General features: G+C 53.5%; 18 protein-coding genes and 1 riboswitch. Of the genes, 15 read left to right on the top strand and 3 right to left on the bottom strand.

Annotated elements, in window-relative coordinates; all coding sequences use genetic code 11:
• Positions 1–260: 260 nt before the first annotated feature.
• Positions 261–1,511, bottom strand: a complete 1,251-nt coding sequence (locus tag FS806_RS03590; RefSeq protein ID WP_144933245.1) for a nucleoside recognition domain-containing protein — start codon at positions 1,509–1,511, stop codon at positions 261–263.
• On the opposite strand from FS806_RS03590, the gene FS806_RS03585 reads away from it, so the two are divergent.
• Positions 1,474–2,799 (top strand): SepM family pheromone-processing serine protease, encoded by a 1,326-nt coding sequence (locus FS806_RS03585; protein WP_260981964.1) that lies wholly within the window; start codon positions 1,474–1,476, stop codon positions 2,797–2,799. The two genes, FS806_RS03590 and FS806_RS03585, sit on opposite strands and share 38 nt — an antisense overlap.
• Here the strand turns inward: FS806_RS03585 and FS806_RS03580 are convergent.
• Positions 2,769–4,034 carry a nucleotidyltransferase gene (locus tag FS806_RS03580; protein ID WP_144933244.1) on the bottom strand — a complete coding sequence of 422 codons (1,266 nt, stop codon included), beginning with the start codon at positions 4,032–4,034 and terminating at the stop codon, positions 2,769–2,771. The genes FS806_RS03585 and FS806_RS03580 overlap by 31 nt on opposite strands.
• 268 nt (positions 4,035–4,302) lie before the next feature.
• On the opposite strand from FS806_RS03580, the gene FS806_RS03575 reads away from it, so the two are divergent.
• The 14 genes from FS806_RS03575 to FS806_RS03510 all read left to right on the top strand — a co-directional run bounded on the left by FS806_RS03575 (position 4,303) and on the right by FS806_RS03510 (position 19,196).
• Positions 4,303–4,812, top strand: coding sequence for a YceD family protein (locus FS806_RS03575; protein ID WP_225312601.1), 510 nt, complete (start codon positions 4,303–4,305; stop codon positions 4,810–4,812).
• Positions 4,813–5,064: 252 nt separating this feature from the next.
• Positions 5,065–5,238, top strand: coding sequence for a 50S ribosomal protein L32 (gene rpmF / locus FS806_RS03570; RefSeq protein ID WP_144933243.1), 174 nt, complete (start codon positions 5,065–5,067; stop codon positions 5,236–5,238).
• A gap of 163 nt (positions 5,239–5,401) precedes the next feature.
• Positions 5,402–6,022 (top strand): transcription factor FapR, encoded by a 621-nt coding sequence (gene fapR / locus FS806_RS03565; protein WP_255452996.1) that lies wholly within the window; start codon positions 5,402–5,404, stop codon positions 6,020–6,022.
• On the top strand, positions 6,006–6,995 hold the full coding sequence (gene plsX / locus FS806_RS03560) for a phosphate acyltransferase PlsX (RefSeq protein ID WP_144933242.1): 990 nt from the start codon (positions 6,006–6,008) through the stop codon (positions 6,993–6,995). Before fapR ends, plsX begins: the two co-directional genes overlap by 17 nt.
• Before the next feature lie 9 nt (positions 6,996–7,004).
• Positions 7,005–7,991 (top strand): beta-ketoacyl-ACP synthase III, encoded by a 987-nt coding sequence (locus tag FS806_RS03555; protein ID WP_144933241.1) that lies wholly within the window; start codon positions 7,005–7,007, stop codon positions 7,989–7,991.
• 109 nt (positions 7,992–8,100) lie between these two features.
• On the top strand, positions 8,101–9,033 hold the full coding sequence (fabD, locus tag FS806_RS03550; RefSeq protein ID WP_144933240.1) for an ACP S-malonyltransferase: 933 nt from the start codon (positions 8,101–8,103) through the stop codon (positions 9,031–9,033).
• Positions 9,034–9,108: 75 nt separating this feature from the next.
• Positions 9,109–9,849, top strand: a complete 741-nt coding sequence (gene fabG / locus FS806_RS03545; protein ID WP_144933239.1) for a 3-oxoacyl-[acyl-carrier-protein] reductase — start codon at positions 9,109–9,111, stop codon at positions 9,847–9,849.
• Between the two features lie 237 nt (positions 9,850–10,086).
• The gene (locus FS806_RS03540) at positions 10,087–10,323 is read left to right on the top strand and encodes an acyl carrier protein (protein WP_144933238.1); all 237 of its coding nucleotides are present in this window, start codon (positions 10,087–10,089) and stop codon (positions 10,321–10,323) included.
• A 96-nt stretch (positions 10,324–10,419) separates the two neighbouring features.
• On the top strand, positions 10,420–11,658 hold the full coding sequence (gene fabF / locus FS806_RS03535; protein ID WP_144933237.1) for a beta-ketoacyl-ACP synthase II: 1,239 nt from the start codon (positions 10,420–10,422) through the stop codon (positions 11,656–11,658).
• Positions 11,659–11,680: 22 nt separating this feature from the next.
• Positions 11,681–12,379 carry a ribonuclease III gene (rnc, locus tag FS806_RS03530; protein WP_144933236.1) on the top strand — a complete coding sequence of 233 codons (699 nt, stop codon included), beginning with the start codon at positions 11,681–11,683 and terminating at the stop codon, positions 12,377–12,379.
• Positions 12,380–12,568: 189 nt separating this feature from the next.
• A complete protein-coding gene (gene smc / locus FS806_RS03525; RefSeq protein WP_144933235.1) occupies positions 12,569–16,141 on the top strand; it encodes a chromosome segregation protein SMC in 3,573 nt (1,190 codons plus the stop codon).
• A 33-nt stretch (positions 16,142–16,174) separates the two neighbouring features.
• Positions 16,175–17,176: a signal recognition particle-docking protein FtsY gene (gene ftsY, locus FS806_RS03520; protein WP_144933234.1), complete on the top strand. Its 1,002-nt coding sequence runs from the start codon at positions 16,175–16,177 to the stop codon at positions 17,174–17,176.
• A gap of 292 nt (positions 17,177–17,468) precedes the next feature.
• On the top strand, positions 17,469–17,834 hold the full coding sequence (locus FS806_RS03515) for an SHOCT domain-containing protein (protein ID WP_144933233.1): 366 nt from the start codon (positions 17,469–17,471) through the stop codon (positions 17,832–17,834).
• A gap of 432 nt (positions 17,835–18,266) precedes the next feature.
• Positions 18,267–18,435, top strand: a riboswitch (cyclic di-AMP (ydaO/yuaA leader).
• Between the two features lie 8 nt (positions 18,436–18,443).
• The gene (locus FS806_RS03510) at positions 18,444–19,196 is read left to right on the top strand and encodes a 3D domain-containing protein (RefSeq protein ID WP_144933232.1); all 753 of its coding nucleotides are present in this window, start codon (positions 18,444–18,446) and stop codon (positions 19,194–19,196) included.
• A 95-nt stretch (positions 19,197–19,291) separates the two neighbouring features.
• Here the strand turns inward: FS806_RS03510 and FS806_RS03505 are convergent, their stop codons facing one another.
• The gene (locus FS806_RS03505) at positions 19,292–20,425 is read right to left on the bottom strand and encodes a polysaccharide deacetylase family protein (RefSeq protein ID WP_144933231.1); all 1,134 of its coding nucleotides are present in this window, start codon (positions 20,423–20,425) and stop codon (positions 19,292–19,294) included.
• Positions 20,426–20,500 lie beyond the last annotated feature (75 nt).

The following is a 20,500-nucleotide window of genomic DNA, read 5'->3' as shown; positions in this document are numbered from 1 at the left end:
ATTAAAATCAGCCAAAGACATGCAAATGTGCAGGTAAATTTAACTATTTTGCATATCTTCGGCTTTTTCCGGTTATTGTACTGCAGTTTTGCTCGTCTTTCCGGGTATTTGTTACGTTTCGCGGAAAGACATGCACTTTTGCCCGTCTTTTCGGAAGATGGTTGTTGTATTGGTAAACTGGTCATTCATCGACGCGGCCGGATGTTGCTGCATTTATGCCTCGAACAGGACAGAAGGACCATTCTGTGAATGGATTTTGGCTAGCCGGTTTTCTTACGATAAGCGCGATTAATCAGTGATATACATATGAGGAGCACAAAGATGCCCGCAACAAAAACATACAGCTTGGCAAGCAGCGGCCATAATTTCAGCCCCTGGGTCCAGAAGGCGCCCGCGTCGGACAGAAGCGAACCGGCAGCATTCGGCGGGCTGGTCAGTGTATCCGTCATAGCGAAGGTCCCGACGACCCCGAAAGTGGCGGTCAGCGGCTTCCAGAGCAGCACGGTCAGAATAAAGGCATAAGCTCCATGCAGGAGCCGGGCAAGGATAAACGGCGAATAGCGAATGCCGTTGTTGCCGGCCAGGCTGCGGGCCTGTGCATGCAGGGACAACCCGCTCCAGCCAAGAATCGCACCAATTACGGCTACAGTCATCAGCAGCGGAAACGACAGCCGGCTCATTCCGTACATCCCTAGGTGGGGCTCGAGGAAGGCCGACAGCAGGGTATTCACCGGCTCTGCTGAAACTATTGGGCCCAATGCCAGGACAAGGATGCGATGAAGCACGGAAAACAGGATGATGTAACCGCCGATCCCGAGCAGCTTCTGTGCGGCGGAGGTGACGGAATCTCCCAGGAGCTTGCCGAATGTCCGCCCGTCCTTCCGATGGGCGGAGCGCAAGGACCCGGCCGTACGGCGGAGCCATCCGTGATTACGGCCAGCGGTTTCGGTGCCTGAGCCGGAAGGGACGGAAGTTCTCTCGGATGAATCCGTCCAGCGCAGCGTAAAGCCCATCGCCAATGCGGACAGATAGTGAACGACGGCGATCATGAAGCCGGCCTCCGGACTTTGCAGAAAACCTACCCCCACAACGGCAATCATGATGACGGGGCTGCATAAATGGCTCACGGCTAACAGCCGCTGGGCTTCTGAGGCATTGAGCACACCTTCCCGTCTGAGCTGGCCGGTGACATCGGCTCCCGCCGGAAACCCGGCAGTCAGCCCCATGGCCAGAGCCCAGCCGCTTGCTCCGGGCAGCCGGAAGACAAGCTTCATCACCGGCTCTAGCACCGTTCCCAAGGCATGAACGAGACCGAGGCCAATCATCATTTCGGACAGGATGAGAAATGGGAGCAGGCCGGGAAATACAAAGGTCCACCATATGGTCAATCCATGCAAGGAAGATTTAAATATTTGATCCGGATAGATCACAATAAACATTACAAGAATAATAGCTAACGCTCCGAGTAAAATAGTGAACGACCGGCTGTCCGACGGAATCCATTTTCGCATTAAAATCACCTCCGTCCAGCGTTTCTGCTACATGTTTACGCCAAGCGGCGGGGAAATAGAACAAGCCTGCCTCGTATATGGAAAGGAGAGGATCGAGTTGGCGGATCATACTCAAGGGGGAGCATCCGGATGGAACCGGAATGACAAGCTGAGGCGGCGCGGGAATTCCGCGGTCCGCTGGTATTTGGCCCCGGTTTTGGTCGGGGTTATTGTTTTTTGCCTGCTTTATTTCATTCCGCTGCCATACTACATTTATAAACCGGGATCAGCGGAAAACGTCAGACCGATGATCGAAATCAAGCAGGGAGGCCAGCCGGAGAGCGGCTCCTTCATGCTGACGACCGTCGGGGTCAGCGATTCCAATCTGATCGGATACCTCTATGCCAAATGGAGCGATATTCATGAGCTTCGTCCCAAGGAAGAGGTTCACCGCAAGGGGGAGACCGACCGGGAATATAATAAGCGCCAGGAATATAATATGACGACTTCCCAAAGCAATGCTATCCAGGCCGCATACAAGAAAGCGGGGGTTCCTTACCGGATAGAAAATACCGGAGTCATCGTGCTGCAGGTTCTTCAGAATATGCCGGCTTACAAAATACTGCAGGCGGGCGACCTCATTGAGGACGTGGACGGGCATAAGGCCGCAGCAGCTTCCGAATTGACCGCTTATTTACAAAGCAAATCCCCTGGAGAAGAAGTTCGTATCACCTTCCGGCGGGGAACGGAGACGAGGTCGGAGACGCTGAAGCTGGCGGAGCTTCCGGCGGATGAAGGAACGCAGGACGGAAAGCCGAGAAGCGGCCTTGGCGTCACGATCGGCACCCTGCAGGAGGTTAAGCCCGAGGACGAGGCGAAGCAGGTTACAGTGAAGGCCGGAAACATCGGAGGCCCCTCGGCCGGACTGATGTTCTCGCTGGAAATCTATAATCAGCTTGTGGAAGAAGATATTACGAAAGGCTACCAGATTGCCGGGACGGGGGAAATCGATTCCGACGGGAACGTAGGAGTGATCGGGGGGATTCAGTTCAAGGTTGTGGCGGCCCATCGGCAAGGAGCGGATATATTCTTTGCTCCGGAGGACCTGCTGCCCGGCCCCGGAGAAACCTTCAAGCCGATTCTGAATGCGACGATCGCCCAGGAGCAGGCGGAGAAGCTCAAAACCGGCATGAAGATCGTTCCCGTGAAAACGATGGATGACGCTCTGGAGTATTTGAAATCATTGCCTCCCAAAGCGGAAGCATCGGGGAAAACCGCTTATTCGGAGCCTATGCGCAAAGGAGCCTGATAGTAGTCCCGCAGCAGCTCGGTGGAAGACGGCTGCGAATATCCGAGAGAGTAGGCGCCTGCAGCCTGAATGTCCATTTCCAGAAAAGGCGGGCGTTCTCCCGGGATTTTGACGAGTACGGGACAGGCCGCCTCCTTCTTCATTCTCTGGAGCAGCAAACGGCCCTTGGCGGAAAAGCCGAGCACCCGGATATATCCCGGCCCGCCCGCCAGCGATTCCCGGGTAAGCTCCGCTTTTCGGTGATTCAACAGAATCCGTACAAGCATTCTCTGAAGCTTCGTTCGCGTATACCGTTTCGTCTTCATCTGCTCGATGAGGGCCTCGAAGGCGGCTTCCCCGGCCGTGGAAGCTTCGGACTTGTCCGGCCGCCAACCGGCCAGGCAGCGCTTGATGCGGTGCTCAAGTCCTTCGCTGACTTCATGGACCAGCCGGAGCTCGTCCACGGAGCGGGTGACGATCTGGTTCAGCAGCGGCTGCATATAGCGGCCCCAGCTAATCGGCGCCCGTCCGGCTTCCAGCTCCCGCAGCAGAATCTCCAGCGTATAGGAAGGAACATAGGAGCGGATTTTCTCCAGTCCGGCCTTCTGCCGGCCGCTGCCCAGCCATTGGCGAATGGCCGTTGCGCTGGCGATGTGTGCGTCGGAAGCGTTCCGGTCATGATAGCCGGCTTTGTGCCGTGCAATGGTGGCGGGGATGATCGGGCTGTTCAGCCTTCGTAAGGCGATCAAATAATGAAGCCCGAGCGTGTTATTGGGCTCGTTCAGACGTCCGCCCTCTTCACCGACCCAGTCCCGGATGGCGGCGCTGTAGGCGGCAGGATAATTCATTCCTTCCTCCAGCCGCCGGGCGAGCCGCTGTTGGAAGTCATCCTGCTCTATGTATAGACGTTCCGCCAGACCGGACAGCCAATCGATGCTGCCGCTTTCGCTGCCGAAGCATAGGGAATCCACTACGCCGCAATCGTTCAACACGCGCACGGCGCCGTAAGCGAACCATTCCGCGGCCTGGGAAGAATAGGCGACGGGCAGCTCCAGGACGACATCGGCGCCCATCCGCAAAGCCATCTCCGCCCGCGCCCATTTGTTCACCAGGGCCGGCTCGCCGCGCTGCAGCCAATGACCGCTCATGACGGCTATCGCCGCATCGGCCCCGGTAACGGCTTTGGACTGCTCGAAATGATATACATGTCCGTTGTGCAACGGGTTATACTCAACAATAAGACCGACAGTTTTCAGGAAGCTTCCTCCTTTCTGCAGTTGCTCATCACGGCAGGACCTGCTATGATCGGGTTAAGCGTCAGGCAGGCTGCGGCCCGGTCCGGATCATCCGTTCGAGGCCATCCCGGAGTCCTGCGGCAAACACTATAAACGATTTCGCCGCGCCAGCGTCATTTCGGCCGGTCCGGGAACCGCGATTACTGTATTTTAATATAGCATGGACAGAAAATGTTGACAAAAGATCGGCACTATCGCTATAATTAACTTTGTTTGTTTGGGGTGAATAATGATGCTGCTTCATCTGAAGGACTTGATCGCCAAAGAGAAGTCTGTGCAGATCAAAGAGTCCTTGGATCTGTCCGGCCTGCTGCAGGATCGCGAAGACTTGCGCAGCTTTGGAATGCTCAAGACGGACCTCGAAGCTAGAGGGGAATCCGGCATGGTCGTTGTCTCCGGAGAACTCGCTCTGGACCTGGAGATGGCTTGTTCCCGGTGTCTCGATCCGGTTCGGGAAACGCTGGTCATACCTTTCCGGGAATTGTTCGCGGGATCGGCCGAATTACTGCCGGAGAGCGAGCTGGAGGATGCCCACGTAGTGACCGAAGATAAAGTAGATTTAATCCCTTACTTGGAAGAGGCCGTTGTGCTTGCCCTTCCATATGCCCCGCTGTGCGGAGAAGAATGCCGGGGGCTGTGTCCCGTATGCGGGAGTAACCGGAATACCGAGCCTTGTCAATGCAAGGTGGAGAGAATCGATCCCCGGCTTGCCGGTCTGGCCGATTTTTTCAAAATATAAGAAAGTATAAGTTTCACCTTATACTTATTCTTATATTTCATCGGTAAACGCGCCTGTTCAAAGGACGGCGATAGCCGTTTATCCTTGAATAGTAAAGAACTTATAAGTTCCGGGGTTATTTCAAGCAACAATGAGCAGATTCGTTAGATTGTGCCGTGATTCCTAACGGGCGAATCTAATATAGCCAGATAAACTTGAATTGCCGCGCCAAGGCGGCGATGGTTTATCCCACGTTAAAGGAGGTGGAAATCCATGGCAGTACCTCAGCGGAGAACATCCAAAACCCGTCGTGACAAGCGCCGGACTCACTTTAAATTAGTTGTTCCTGGCATGGTCAAATGCGAAAACTGCGGAGAGCTTAAGGTGGCTCATCGCGTATGCAAAGTTTGCGGAACATACAAAGGCAGAGAAATTATCAAACAATAATCGTTTGAAGTAGTGCTTCATCTTTTCGGGTGGGGTGCTATTTTTTTTGTTTTCGCGCTTCTCTTTTCATTTGGCCCAGAATTATATATACTACAGATTAGCACCAGGTAATAAAATGAAGTAATAACCGGATAGAAACCGGCCGGGTAACTCCGGATAATCATTGAGAAGAAGGCGGTGCGGCACCATAGAACGCATACCTAAACGGCTTCGCCAGCAGCAGCTGATGAAGGCGATTGAAGATAATCCCTTCGTTACGGACGAAGAACTGACCAAGCGGTTTGGGGTCAGCATCCAGACGATCCGGCTGGACCGGCTGGAGCTGGGGATCCCTGAATTAAGGGAGCGCATCAAACTGATGGCCGAACAATCGTATGATCAGGTCCGCTCGTTGCCGCTTCACGAAGTGATCGGAGAAATTATCGATTTGCAGTTGGATAAAAGCGGAATATCGATTTTTGAAATCAGGGAAGAGCATGTCTTCTCCCGGACCAAAATCGCCCGCGGCCATCATATATTCGCGCAGGCGAATTCTTTGGCTGTAGCGGTGATTAACGACGCTATCGCTTTGACGGCCTCCGCGGATATCCGGTTTATCCGTTCGGTGATGCTCGGGGAGAAATGCGTAGCCAAATGCTATGTCCGAACCGTGACGAGGGGGAAGGCGAAAGTAGAAGTGTTTACCTATGTCAATGACGAACTTGTGTTTCAAGGAAACTTCTTAATTTATCATTCGAAGAAAGAGCGCGGCGAAGGAGGCTATCTGAATGCGGATCGCGATTGATGCCATGGGCGGGGATCACGCTCCTCGGGCCACAGTGGAAGGGGCCTTAACGGCTGCCAGAGAATGGAACGACGTGGAGCTCGTTCTCGTCGGACATTCGGAGAAGCTGGAGCCCCTGTTGAAGGACAAGCCCGCCAACCTGTCCGTTCACCATGCGGAAGACGTCATCCTGGCGGATGATGAGCCCGTCAAGGCCGTCCGCAGGAAGAAAGACGCCTCCATGGTCGTCGCCGGCACCCTGGTCAAGCAGAAGCAGGCCGATGCCATGATCTCGGCAGGCAATACGGGAGCGTTGATGGCGACCGGCTTGCTCGTTGTCGGCCGGATCCGCGGGATTGAGCGGCCGGCGCTTGCTCCGATGATCCCGACCATGGATGGGACAGGGGTGCTGGCGCTCGACCTGGGCGCCAATATGGATTCCTCCGCGACCAACTTGCTCCAATACGCCATCATGGGCAGTGTATACCGGAGCAAGGTTCATGGACTGACTAAGCCGCGGGTAGGTCTGTTGAATGTCGGAACGGAAGAAATGAAGGGCAACGAATTGACCAAGGCCGCCTATCCTTTGCTGGCCGAGGCGCCCATTCATTTTGTCGGCAATGTGGAAGCTCGCGATGTTCTGAATGGAAATTGCGACGTGCTGGTATGTGACGGCTTCGTAGGTAACATATTATTGAAAAGCCTGGAGGGAGCCGCAGGGGCGATATTTTCCGCGATCAAGGAAGAATTCACCCGCAGCTTCACAACCAAGCTGGCTGCGGCGGTATTGAAGCCGGGCTTGACCCAATTTAAGAAGAAACTCGATTATACGGAGCATGGAGGCGCGCCATTGCTCGGAATTGACGGGCTGGTGCTGAAAAGCCACGGCTCTTCCGACGCCAACGCGATCAAGAACGCAGTCCGCCAGGCGAGAATGGCCCTGCAGAACGATCTGGTCGCTTCCATCTCCTCCGAAATTAGCAGCGGGAAGTGAGTGTATTAGATGAAGTTGATACCGGTTGGCATTATCGGGACGGGCAAATACGTTCCGGAGCGAGTACTTACCAATCAAGATTTGGAGAAGATGGTCGATACGAATGACGAGTGGATTTCCACCCGCACCGGAATTAAGGAAAGAAGGCTGGCGTCGGAGCATGAAGCTTCGTCGGATCTGGCCTTCCAAGCGGCCCAAGTGGCTCTGGAGCAAGCAGGGATAACGGCGGAACAATTAGACCTGATCCTTGTAGCCTCGATCACGCCGGATATGGCGTTCCCTTCGACGGCCTGTATACTCCAGGATCGCCTTGGCGCCAAGAAGGCCGCGGCTTTCGATTTGTCCGCCGCCTGCTCGGGATTTATATACGGGCTTGCCAACGCCTCCAATTTTATTGCCATGGGCACTTATAAATATGCTCTCGTTGTCGGAGCAGAATGCTTGTCCAAGATTACGGATTATACCGACCGCAATACCTGCATCCTGTTCGGAGACGGCGCGGGAGCGGCTGTGCTAGGTCCGGTCGCTGAAGGAAGAGGCTTCCGTTCGTTCGAGCTTGGAGCCGACGGTTCGGGCGGAGAGCTGCTGAAAATTGCCGGAGGCGGCTCGCGCTGCCCTGCCAGCCCAGCCAGCCTGGAGCAGAAGCAGCACTATATCTATATGGCGGGTAAGGAAGTATTCAAATTTGCGGTCAAAATCATGGGCTCAGCCGCTGAAGAAGCGTTGAACAAGGCCGGAATCAGCAAATCGGAAATTGATCTGCTGGTTCCGCATCAAGCGAACATTCGAATCATTCAGGCGGCCCTGAATCGCTTGGAGCTGCCCGAGGATAAATGCATGATCAATTTACAGAAGTATGGGAATGTATCGGCCGCATCGATACCGATCGCCCTCGCTGAAGCGGTGGAGGAAGGACGGGTCAAGGAAGGCGATTGCATCGTTCTCGTCGGTTTCGGCGGCGGATTGACCTGGGGGGCCTCGGTGCTTATCTGGTAATTGCAAGGCGCCGAGAATCAGGAAGTTGGCTGCATAAGGGACCGTCCGGGAAACGGCGGGCGACCGCTTTTGCATGAGAACGTTATGAACTGTGGAAAGGGGACGGACGATGGGGAAATTAGCTTTTGTCTTTCCGGGGCAAGGAGCCCAATCCGTGGGGATGGGGCAGGATGTATATGAATCGAACCCGGACTCCAGGAAAATATTTGATGAAGCGGACGAGGTGCTCGGATTTGATCAGAAGAAGCTGATCTTCGAGGGGCCCGAAGCGGAGCTTAAGAAAACTTATCATACCCAACCCGCGCTGCTTACGACAAGCATCGCTTATTATGAAGCGTTACGCCAGGCTGCTCCCGCCCCGGATTATGTGGCGGGACACAGTCTTGGAGAATACAGCGCTCTGGTCGTGGCCGGAGTGCTGTCCTTCGCAGATGCGGTCCGGATCGTCCGGCTGCGCGGAGAATATATGGAATCCGCGGTGCCGGGAGGCCAAGGGGCTATGGCCGCTGTACTGGGTGCCGACCGCGCAGCGTTGGAGAGCTTGTGCGCCCGACTTTCCCGCGAAGCGGGGATAGTGGAGCCCGCGAATGTGAACTGCCCCGGCCAGATCGTTGTATCGGGAAGCAAGGAAGGCGTTCAGGCGGTCATTGAGCACGGGAAGGAAGCGGGGGCCAAGCGCGTTCTGCCGTTGGAGGTCAGCGGTCCGTTCCATTCCTCGCTGATGAAACCGGCGGCCGAGCGCCTTGCGGATACGCTGCGGAATGTTCCGATGAATCCGGCGGGGATTCCCGTCATCGCCAACGTAAGCGCCCAGCCTGTAACCGATCCGGAGGAGATCGGCCGCTTGCTCGTCGAGCAGGTATGCGCTCCTGTTCTCTGGGAGGATAGCATTCGCCGGCTTATCGACGAAGGGGTGGATACGTTCGTCGAATTGGGGTCGGGAACCGTGCTGGCCGGCTTGATCAAGAAAATCGACCGGTCAGTCCGGGTTCTGTCCGTCAACAGCAAAGAGGCGGTTGACCAAGCTCTGGCCGAGTTGTAGTTAACACCCGTCTTTGCTGCAACACCTCAATAGGTAACTAATCGGATTACAATCTGTGAAACAGGAGGGAACTTGATGCTGACAGGAAAAATCGCCCTCGTCACCGGGGCTTCCAGAGGGATCGGCCGGGCCATTGCTCTTCATCTGGCTGAATCCGGGGCGGATGTGGTCGTTAATTATGCGGGCAGCGAGGGCGCTGCCGAAGAGGTGGTTAAGGAGATTACCGCTCTCGGCCGGCGCTCGATGAAAATCAAAGCCGACGTGAAGGATTCCGCCCAGGTCGAAGAAATGGTCAAGCAGGTAGTGGAGGAATTCGGCCGCCTGGATATTCTGGTGAATAATGCCGGAATAACTAGGGATAATCTAATTATGCGTATGAAAGAAGACGAGTTCGACGAAGTCATCGCCACCAATCTCAAGGGAGTGTTCAACTGCCTGAAGGCGGTGACCAGACCGATGATGAAGCAGCGGTCCGGACGGATCATCAACATCTCTTCCGTTGTCGGTTCATTGGGCAACCCGGGACAGGTTAACTACGCCGCGGCCAAGGCCGGTGTCATCGGCATGACCAAGACGGCGGCGAAGGAGCTGGCCTCCCGCGGTATTACAGTCAACGCAATAGCTCCCGGATTTATTGTGACGGATATGACCGACCAGCTGCAGGGAGAGACCCGGGACCAACTGCTGAGGCAGATTCCGCTTGCGAGGCTGGGACAGCCGGAGGAAATTGCCAAGGCGGTCCGTTTTCTGGCCTCCGATGATGCAGCCTACATGACCGGACAGACGCTTCATATCGACGGCGGAATGTACATGTAGCTCTGCCGGGACCGGTGTGCCTGCAACTTTCTCCATCAGTCGGAAGTCAAGTCACGGTTTAGCGGTTACCGCCGGATTGCTTCCTTCTGTTGCTAGGAAATGAAAAGTCTGGGAGACGGCTGCGGTCGTTAAAAGAACCGCTCTGCCGAAAGTCTCATTTCTAGTAAAAGCTTGTTTACGATTCTATGGTAATTTGGTGCTAATTTTCGTATAATACCAAAGAGGAGGTGAGCCGGGATGTCCGATGTTTTGGATCGTGTAAAGCGAATTGTCGTTGATCGCCTTGGGGTGGAGGAATCCGAAGTTACCCCTGAAGCATCTTTTAAAGACGATTTAGGCGCTGATTCCTTAGATGTAGTGGAATTGGTTATGGAGCTGGAAGACGAGTTCGATATGGAGATTTCCGACGAGGATGCGGAGAAGATTACAACCGTGGGAGAAGTTATCGCCTACATAGAATCTAATAAGCAATAAGCCGGTAAGTCCCGTTTGGTCTAGTACAACGGGACTTATCCTGCCTTGCCGCTTCACAGGAAATCAGCCATAAATGTTAAGTATAGAGGTGAAACCATGGCACAGCGGGTGGTTGTAACAGGTTTGGGGATTATGACTTCACTCGGTCATGAGCTCGAAACATTTTGGGATCATTTGATGGCAGGTAAGTCCGGTGTTTCTCTGATCGAGAGCTTCGATGTTAGCGAGTATCCCACGCGCATTGCGGCATCTATTAAAGATTTCAGCCCGGAAGATTATATGGATAAAAGAGATGCGCGCCGCATGGACCGTTTCGTGCAATTTGCACTGGCGGCCAGCCAGAAGGCTTTGCAGGATGCGGATTTAAATATACGAGATCAGACCGATCCGGAACGGGTCGGGGTTATTGTCGGATCGGGAATCGGCGGTTTAACCACTTGGGAGGAGCAGCACAAGATTTTGCTGGAGAAAGGTCCCAAGAGAGTAAGCCCCTTCTTTATCCCGATGATGATTGCCAATATGGCTTCCGGACAAATATCGATGGCCACCGGGGCGAAGGGTCCCAATACGACGGCTGTGACGGCTTGTGCCACGGGAAGCCATTCGATTGGGGATTCGTTCAAGATCATTCAGCGCGGTGACGCGGATGTCATGATTTGCGGCGGCGCGGAAGCGACTATTTCGCCGACCGGCATGGCCGGATTCTGTGCTCTGCGGGCCATGTCAACGCGCAATGACGAGCCGGAGAAGGCAAGCCGGCCCTTCGATAAGGACCGGGATGGTTTTGTCATGGGCGAAGGATCGGGAATTCTCATTCTGGAATCTCTGGAGCATGCTCTGCGGCGCGGCGCGAAAATTTATGCCGAAGTGATCGGCTACGGAATGAGCGGAGACGCTCATCATATGACCGATCCGGATCCGAATGGAGCGGCGCGCTGTATGAAGAAGGCGCTGCAAGATGCCGGATTGACACCTGCAGATGTTGATTATATCAATGCTCACGGCACTTCGACGCCGGTTGGCGACATTTCGGAGACGAAGGCCATCAAGGAAGCGTTCGGAGAGCATGCAAGCAAGCTTGCGGTCAGCTCGACCAAATCGATGACCGGGCACCTGTTGGGCGCGGCCGGGGGAGTAGAGGCGGTCATTTGCGGGCTCGCCATCAAGCACGGCATGCTTCCGCCGACGATTAATCTGGATAATCAGGATCCGGAGTGCGATCTCGATTACGTACCTAATACTCCACGCAAAACCGACGTTAAAGTAACGATGTCCAACTCGTTCGGGTTCGGAGGTCATAACGCAACGATTATTTTGAGGAAATACGAAGAATAACCTAACAAAGCAGGTGTTTTCGATGAATCGGGATTTAAAGCAGCTCCAGTCCGCCCTCGGCATCTGTTTTCATAATCCGTCTTTGCTGCGCCAAGCCTTTACCCATTCCTCTTATGTGAATGAGAACCGGGTCGCAGGGAGCAAGGATAATGAACGACTGGAATTTCTGGGGGATGCGGTACTGGAGTTGACGGTTTCGGAATACTTGTATGATACGTTTCCTCATCGGACCGAGGGAGAATTGACCAAGCTCAGAGCTTCTATCGTTTGCGAACCATCTTTGGTCCTGTTTGCCGAACAGCTCGATTTCGGCAGTTACGTGCTGCTCGGCAAAGGGGAAGAGCTGACAGGGGGAAGAACCCGGCCTGCTTTGCTTGCGGATGTCTTCGAATCTTTCGTCGGAGCCCTGTATCTGGATCAAGGCTTGGAAGCGGTCAAAGTGTTTCTTCGCCAGCATGTGTTCCCGAAGCTGTCCGGAGAAGGGAAGCCGCAAATTCTCGACTACAAAACCCAACTGCAGGAACATACACAGCAGCATAATATGGGGCTCCTGGAATATCGGATAGTCGAGGAACGGGGACCGGCGCATGAGAAGGAATTTATCGCGGAAGTGAAGATGGGCGACAAGCTGCTCGGCCAAGGATGCGGTCGTTCCAAGAAAGAGGCGGAACAGCAAGCCGCCGCACAGGCCTTGCTCAGCTTGAATGTCAAGGTCAGATGAACCGCCGGCAAACCGGCATGCATCGGAGGAGAGCGAACAGGGACGGTCATGGCCGCCGCCTGCTTCGCTCTTTTTCCATGAGAAATGGATAAATCCGGCCATAAAAAATCAATATGACCTGTATTTGCTGAAGCAAGTTCCCCTCTTTTATTGCGACAGGTTATGATACAATAGCTTTGAGGTGAGACCATGTTATTAAAGCGGATTGAACTGGCGGGATTCAAATCGTTTGCCGACAAAACCGAATTGGAATTTGTACAAGGAATTACCGCCGTCGTGGGTCCGAACGGAAGCGGAAAGAGCAACATATCCGACGGAATCCGCTGGGTCTTGGGTGAACAGAGCGCCCGATCTCTTCGCGGAGGCAAGATGGAGGACGTGATTTTCGCCGGAAGCGATTCCCGTAAAGCGGTTAATTACGGGGAAGTATCCTTAACCTTGGACAATTCCGACAATGCTCTCGGGCTTGATTTCAGCGAGGTGACCGTCACCCGTCGGGTGCACCGAAGCGGGGAGAGCGAGTATCTCATCAATAAACAACCATGCCGCCTGAAAGATATTACCGAGCTTTTCATGGATACGGGAATCGGTAAGGAAGCTTATTCGATTATCGGGCAGGGGCGGATTGAAGAAATATTAAGCACGAAATCCGAGGACCGAAGAGGGATATTTGAGGAAGCGTCAGGGATTGTCAAGTACAAGACCCGTAAGAAGGACGCGGAAAAGAAGCTGGACGAAACCGAGCAGAACCTGCTTCGCATTCATGATCTGGTCTCCGAGCTGGAGGATCAGATCGGGCCTCTGCAGGAGCAGGCCGAGAAGGCTAAGCAGTATAAGCGGTTAAGGGAAGAGCTGAAGCAGAGCGAAATTTCCGTTTATGTGTATCAAATAGATAACATCCACCAGAGCTGGTCCGAGACACAGCAGAAGCTGGACGAGCTGCGGGCTCAGCAGATGGAATTGGCCGGGATAGTTCACCAGCATGACGCCTTCCTGGAGAAGCACCGTTGGGAGACAGGGAGACTGGATCAGGAGCTGCAGGAGCTGCAGGCTAAGCTGCTGCAAATTAGCGAAGACTCCGAAAAGTGCGAGGGCCATGGAGAAGTATTAAAAGAGCGCAGGAAGAATACGATCGGCAATCGGGCGCAGTTGGAGCAGACGATCCGGCACCAAGCGGAACGGCTCGCCGAAAAGCAGGAAGAGATTAAGCAAACCAAGGATAAGATTGTTGAAATCTCCCAGCAGCTCGAGGATTGCCGTGACCGGTTGGCTTCGGAGGAAGAGAGGCTTCTGGGGGTTGAAGGAGGCATCAGCAGCGAAACCGAGGAAGAGCTGAAGGCGGAGCTGTTGGAGACGTTAAACCGTATGGCCCAGAGCCGTAACGAAATCCGCTATGCCGAGCAACAGTTGGAAACTATACAGCGCCGGGCGGAACGGCTCGAGAACGAAAAGGCGAAATGGACGGAGGAGAGGGAGCGGCTCGTCGAACGCAAAGCGGAGCTTGAACAGAAGCTTGCCGCGGCCGGGGAGCAGCTTGCCGATATCCGCCAGCAATACAGTACGAAGCTCGAAAGCTTGAGGACGAAGACCAGTCTGCTGGAGCAGACTCAGGCGACCGTCCGTAAGTGGGAGCAGAAGCTTGACTCCATCGTGTCCCGGAGAGATACGATGAAAGAGATGCAGAACGACTATGACGGTTTTATGCATGGGGTCAAGGAAGTGCTGAAGGCGACCAAGCGGCCTGGCGGTTTGCGCGGGATTCATGGCGCCGTTGCGGAGCTGATCCAGGTTCCGGCGGAAGTGGAGCTTGCTGTAGAGACGGCGCTTGGCGGTGCGCTTCAACACATTGTCGTGGAGAATGAGGCTAACGGCCGCGAGGCCATCTCTTTCCTGAAACAAAGGCAGTTGGGAAGGGCAACCTTCCTGCCGCTGGACGTCATCCGCGGCAGAACAATCGGGGAATCGGACCGTAAATCCGTACAGAGTACCGATGGCTTCGTCGGCATTGCCGCCGATTTGATTCGTTATGACCCGAAGTATACGTCGATCGTAACCAGCTTGCTCGGCCATGTCATCATCGCCCAGACTCTGGAGCAGGCTAACCGGATCGCGGCCCGCTGTCAATACCGTTACCGGGTAGTGACGCTGGAAGGCGATATCGTTAACCCGGGAGGCTCGATGACGGGAGGCAGCCAGCATAAGAAATCGACAAGCTTACTCGGGCGGCAGCGCCAGATAGAGGAGCTGGAGAAGGAAATCGCCCAATCGCAAAGCCAACTGTCGCTGCTGGTCGGCAAATCCGGGCAATTGAAGGTGGAGCTAGCTTCCGAGAACGAGCAGTTGGAAGTTCTTCGCGAGCAGGGCGAGCAGAAGCGGATCGAAGAGCAGCAGTATGCCGCCGAGCTTGCTCCATTGACCAACGAAGCGAAGAAAATGGAGGAGCATTACACCCTCTATACACAGGATAAGCAGGCTTTGACCGAGGAGCGGGAGCAATTCGAGACTCGCAGAAGGGAAGCGGAGGAGCTGCTTGAGGAGCTTGCCCGGAGAGAGCAGGAACTGCAAGAGGCTATCCGGAAAGCCGAGCTTGCGCGTAAAGCGAGCGAATCGGCCAAGGAAGAGCTACTGGGCCAATTAACCGAGCTTAAGGTACAGGCGGCTTCCCTGTCCCAGGAGAAGCAGTCTCTGGTGGAACAGTATCGGAGGCTGGAAGGAGATTTCAAGTTATCGCAGAGCGAGCAGGAACAGAACCAGCATCTGCTCCTGCAGATGGACAAGGATCTGAGCGAGATTGAAGACCAAAGCGTTAAGCAGGTGGAGCAGCTCAATCAGCTGAAGATTCAGAAGCAGGAGTGCCTGGAGACGATCGAGTTCAAACGGGCGGAACGGGCCAACTGGATTCAACAACTGGAGCAGGAGGAAAGCAAAACAAGAGAGCAGAGGAACGAACTGAAGCGGGTGGAGGAACAGCTTCATCAAACCGAGGTTCGGGCCAATCGGCTGGATGTGGAGCTTGACAATCTGCTCAAGAAGTTGTCCGAGGACTATGAAATCGGTTATGAGCTGGCCAAGGAACGTTATCCTCTTCCCGATAACATTGAAGAAGTTCAGCATACGGTTAAAGAGCTGAAGCGGTCCATCTCGGGGCTCGGCGAGGTCAATCTGGGAGCGATCGAAGAATTCAGCCGGGTCAGTGAACGTTTCGAGTTTCTTAGCGAGCAGAAAGGGGACCTGATGGAAGCGAAGGCTACGCTCTACCAGGTCATCAAGGAGATGGACGAGGAAATGTCGCGCCGTTTCCGCAGTACGTTCGAAGCGATCCGTTCGCATTTCGTCGTTGTGTTCGCCAAGCTGTTCGGCGGAGGCCGGGCGGATCTCATCCTGTCGGAGCCGGGAAACCCGCTTGCGACCGGAATTGAAATCGTTGCCCAGCCCCCGGGCAAGAAGCTGCAGAATCTCCAGCTCTTGTCAGGCGGAGAGAGGGCGTTGACCGCCATTGCCCTGTTATTTGCTATATTGCGCGTAAAGCCGGTTCCGTTCTGTGTTCTTGATGAGGTGGAGGCCGCGCTGGACGAAGCGAATGTATCCCGGTTTGCGGAATATTTGCGGGAATTCTCCAACGAAACCCAGTTTATCGTCGTCACACACCGGAAAGGAACGATGGAAGAAGCCGACGTTCTGTATGGAGTCACGATGGAAGAGGGCGGAGTTTCCAAGCTGGTTTCCGTTAAGCTGGAGGAAGATGAGGCCGTTTCGGCCTAAAGGTGAGTACAAGTCCGAACTGGAGGAAATTCAATGAGTTTTTTCAAGAAACTAAAAGAAAGCATTTCTAGCAAAACTGAAGCGGTGACCAATAAATTTAAGGAAGGCCTGGCCAAAACGAGGAACGCTTTCGTTGAGAAAGTGGAGGATTTAATTCTTCGCCGCAAGAAAATTGACGAAGAATTTTATGAAGAGCTGGAGGAAATTCTGATCGGTGCGGATGTGGGCGTCAATACGGTGATGGAGCTGATTGACGATCTGCGGGCGGAGGTTCGCAAGCAGAAGATTGAAGATGCCGCCGAGCTGAAGCCTATACTTTCGGAGAAATTGGTCAAGCTTCTTAAAGGGGACGAGAACAACTCGCTAAGAGTGTCTGACAATGGGTTAACGGTCTACCTGTTTGTCGGCGTGAACGGTGTCGGCAAGACGACCACGATCGGCAAGCTGGCACACCGCTTTAAGCAGCAGGGCAAGAAGGTGCTTCTCGCCGCCGGGGATACGTTCCGGGCGGGAGCGATTGAGCAGCTGGAGGTGTGGGGCCAGCGGGTCGGAGTCGATGTGATTAAGCAGCAAGCCGGCTCGGACCCGGCGGCAGTCATGTTCGATGCCGTACAGGCGGCCAAAACGCGGGGAGTCGATATTCTGCTGTGCGACACGGCGGGCCGCTTGCAGAACAAAGTCAATTTAATGGAAGAACTGAATAAAATTTACCGGGTCATCAACCGGGAAGTGCCTGACGCTCCTCACGAAGTGCTGCTGGTGCTGGATGCCACGACCGGACAGAATGCGCTTAGCCAAGCGAAATTATTCGGGGATAAGACCGGCCTGACGGGCCTTGTGCTGACGAAGCTCGACGGTACGGCGAAGGGCGGAATTGTAGTGGCCATTCGTCAAGAAATGAACATTCCGGTTAAACTGGTCGGCCTCGGGGAAAAAATGGACGATCTGGAGCCGTTCGATTCCGAACAGTTCGTGCATGCCTTATTCGCCGGCTTAATCACGGAAGAAACTGTAGAGGAAGAAACCCAAGCTTGAACATGGACTTGGAAATAGCCGTTCCCAATAAGGGGCGGCGATTTTTTTTAAAAATATAAGAAAGTATAAGTTTCGACTTATACTTGTTCTTATATTTCATCGGTAAACGCGCCCGTCCTAAGGACGGCGATAGCCGTTTATCCTTGGCCTATATCTTCATCCCCTTTCAGGTTGTTGAAAAACATTAAATAACCAAATGGTCTGATTATGAAGGGCAGCCTTTGCAACCGGATTCTATATCTTCCGTATAATAAGGTAACCAAGTAATGGGAGACGGAAAGGGGGAGGCGAGATGTTCTATAGAGGCCGGGTTCGTCCAAGCAAGCCCGCATCTTTCCTTGGCATGATTGTCGGAATTGTTTTCGTGATTATAGGATTTACGATGGTTATGCCTATGGGGGGAATATTTGGAGTGCTATGGACGGTCATTGCGATAGCCATTACCGGGTACCATGGTTATAATTTATTTTCCAGCCAGGGAGCCGCGGAATGGGAAGTGGATGTCAGACCGGACAGGCCGCTGAACCGCAGTATGGAGGAAGCCGGCGTTGATTTTGAAGAAAAGCTGAGGAAGCTGGAGAGATTGCGGAGAGAAGGGCTGATCACCGAAGAGGAGTTCAAGCAGAAGCGCGATGAGGTTATGCGCGATAAATGGTAAAGATGATTCGAAGGACCGTTGAAACGGTCCTTTTTTACCGCATTAGAGAGTTTAAGTTCATTAAAGTATTAAAATGGAACAAACTTTCTAATTGGCATAAAAAGCTACCTTTAAAACCGGGTTATTCATCTTCGAAGAGGCTCCGTTAGGAGCTTTTTTTAAAATAAGCGTATAAGTTTCACCTTACATTTATTCAAAGCTTCGGCTGGAGCAAAAGCTGGCGGCGTTGACTCCGGAGGAAATGAAGGAACTGCAAATTTTCAAGAACAATTAGGGAATAGGGTATAGACCTAATAATACCAATAGGGCCATAAAATTCATATTCATAGTAATGTGGAATATATTTCACGGTATGCATAATTACGTGATGTGTAGCGCATACATTACCGTTTGCCAAATTCTGTGGATGTTCATTCCAATACGAGTATGGTAGCCTCCTTAATGCCAAAACTTATCGTTTGTGAAAGATAAGTACGGGGGATGTTTTTTGCGGAAAATGCTTGTATCTGTCTTCCGCTTGGGGTGAAGCGTCGACAGATGCGGGGTTGTATCCTCAATCCTAACCCGACAGCTAACCTCGTCGGCAGTACTTAAAGGAGAACCTTGTCTATGAATCGATTGATTTCCAAAGTCCCGTTCCGAATCATTGCCGTGATCACCGTTGCTATCAGTTTGGCTACGACCGTATCCGCCGCCTCCCAGAAATGGAACGAAACCGAAGCCCATGGAACGGATCCTCGGGAGATGAAGTTCGCACAGTGGGTTAAAGCGCCGCAGCCTGTTCCTGCGGAGCAGCAGGCGGATCAACCGCAGGGGGATGCTCTAGCGGCTGCAGCACCCGAAGCGCCGGCTCAGGAGGAAGCCCCGCCCGTTCAGCAGAGTTCGCCCGCTCCCGCTGTCCATGCCCAGCCTTTGGCCGCATCCACTCCTAAAGCCAAAGCGGACAAACCGAAGCAGGAGGAGAGCAAATCGGCTCCGGCGATGCGCGCTGTACCGGTGAAAGCAAACGTCATCGTTACTCCGACCGGGCAAACCTTAACATATAAGAAAGCAATTCCTGCGGTAGCGTCTGCCTATACGGCATCGGCCGAGGAAAACGGAGGCTACGCAGGACGTGATTATTTCGGAAATCCTCTGCAGGTCGGTAGTATTGCAGTGGATCCTGCCGTCATCCCGCTGGGGTCGAAGGTCTTTATTACCGGCTATTCCTATGACGGGCTTCCGGCAGGAGGAATGGTAGCTACAGCTACCGATATAGGCGGTGCGATCAAAGGAAACCGGGTGGATGTTTTCGTTCCCGATTCCCGGCAGCAGGCGATGAAATTCGGCAAACAAAATGTGCAAATCTACATTCTGGATTAAGTAAACAGCAGCCGGAGTCCTTCTTCTTCCGGCTGCTGTTTCTATAGCTCCTGTACATATCATTGAAAAGTGTGGTTATCCGACGGAAGTCCGGACTATTTGCTCTTGGACATGTTCAGCAGCTGGGGAATCGTAACGAGCTCATACCCGTCCGCCTGCAGCTTCTCGATAATTCCGGGAAGGGCCTTGACAGTTCCCGAAAGGTTCTGGCCGTTGCCTCCTGCGGAATGCTGAAGGATAATGGCTCCCGCATGTGCATGATTAAGAATATTGGCGGAAACCTGTTTGGCGTCAAGCCCTTTCCAATCCAACGAATCCACATCCCAATTGACAATCAGAAATTGATTCTTAATCGCCCATTGAAGCTGTTCTTCATTTATCGCTCCGTAGGGAGGGCGTATAAATTTCGGTTCATAGCCGATCAGACGGTTGAGAATGTTCTGGGTCCGGTTGATTTGCTGTTCAAAGACGGTGACCGGCAGCTTAGGAAAATTCGGGTGATTGTAGGAGTGGTTTCCTATGACATGTCCTTCCTTAGCAATTCGTTTCACGACTGCCGGATTGGCCTCCGCCCGATAGCCGACCAGAAAGAAGGTGGCTTTGACATTGTACTTCTTTAGAACATCCAATACTTGCGGAGTGAATCTTTGGTCCGGTCCGTCGTCGAAGGTCAGAGCGACCTTCTTTCCTTTGGAAGAGCCTTTGAGCCGAAAGGAATCGGGATATTTAGCCCTTAACTCGGACAAGGTCAGTTGAGATGACGTGCCCGAGGATTGTCGGGTCGTTTTTTTTCCGGCCGCGATCTCCCCGGACTGCTTGGGCAAAGGCTTAGGCTTGTTTAATTTAGGTTTCTCCTTATGCTTGTCCGGCTCTGACGGTTGAGGAGCTTGCGCTGCAGGAACGGGGGGCTGCTCCCGTACAGACGGCGATGCTTCCGGTTCAGCCGATGAACGGTTCTCCTTGTCGCCGGCTGAAGGTTTCGGCGGTTCAGTTACGGGCGGAGCGGGATCTGCCGGTTTCTCCGTAACGGGAGAGGCTGCGGGCAGTTTGGGAAGAACGGCCTGCTCTTGTGTCCGTTCATAGTTCTGTTCGACTTTGGATATGAGCGAATCCGTCGTATCCGGTCCGAATGGCTGCGAACTGTTTTCCTTTTCCCTGCCGATACCGCATCCGTAAACAACGATGAGCAGCAAGCTAAGTGCAAATAGATACAGATGGCGGCGCTTCATAGTTTCTTCCCTCCGATGTTTTTCATATTCTATTATTTTGTTATGAGAAGGGGGATTTATCCGTTAAATCATAAA

The organism is Paenibacillus sp. 32O-W, assembly GCF_007679495.1.
Lineage (GTDB): Bacteria > Bacillota > Bacilli > Paenibacillales > NBRC-103111 > Paenibacillus_L > Paenibacillus_L residui.
Note: the sequence above shows the minus strand (reverse complement) of the source record. Positions and strands in the feature narration are given on the sequence as shown.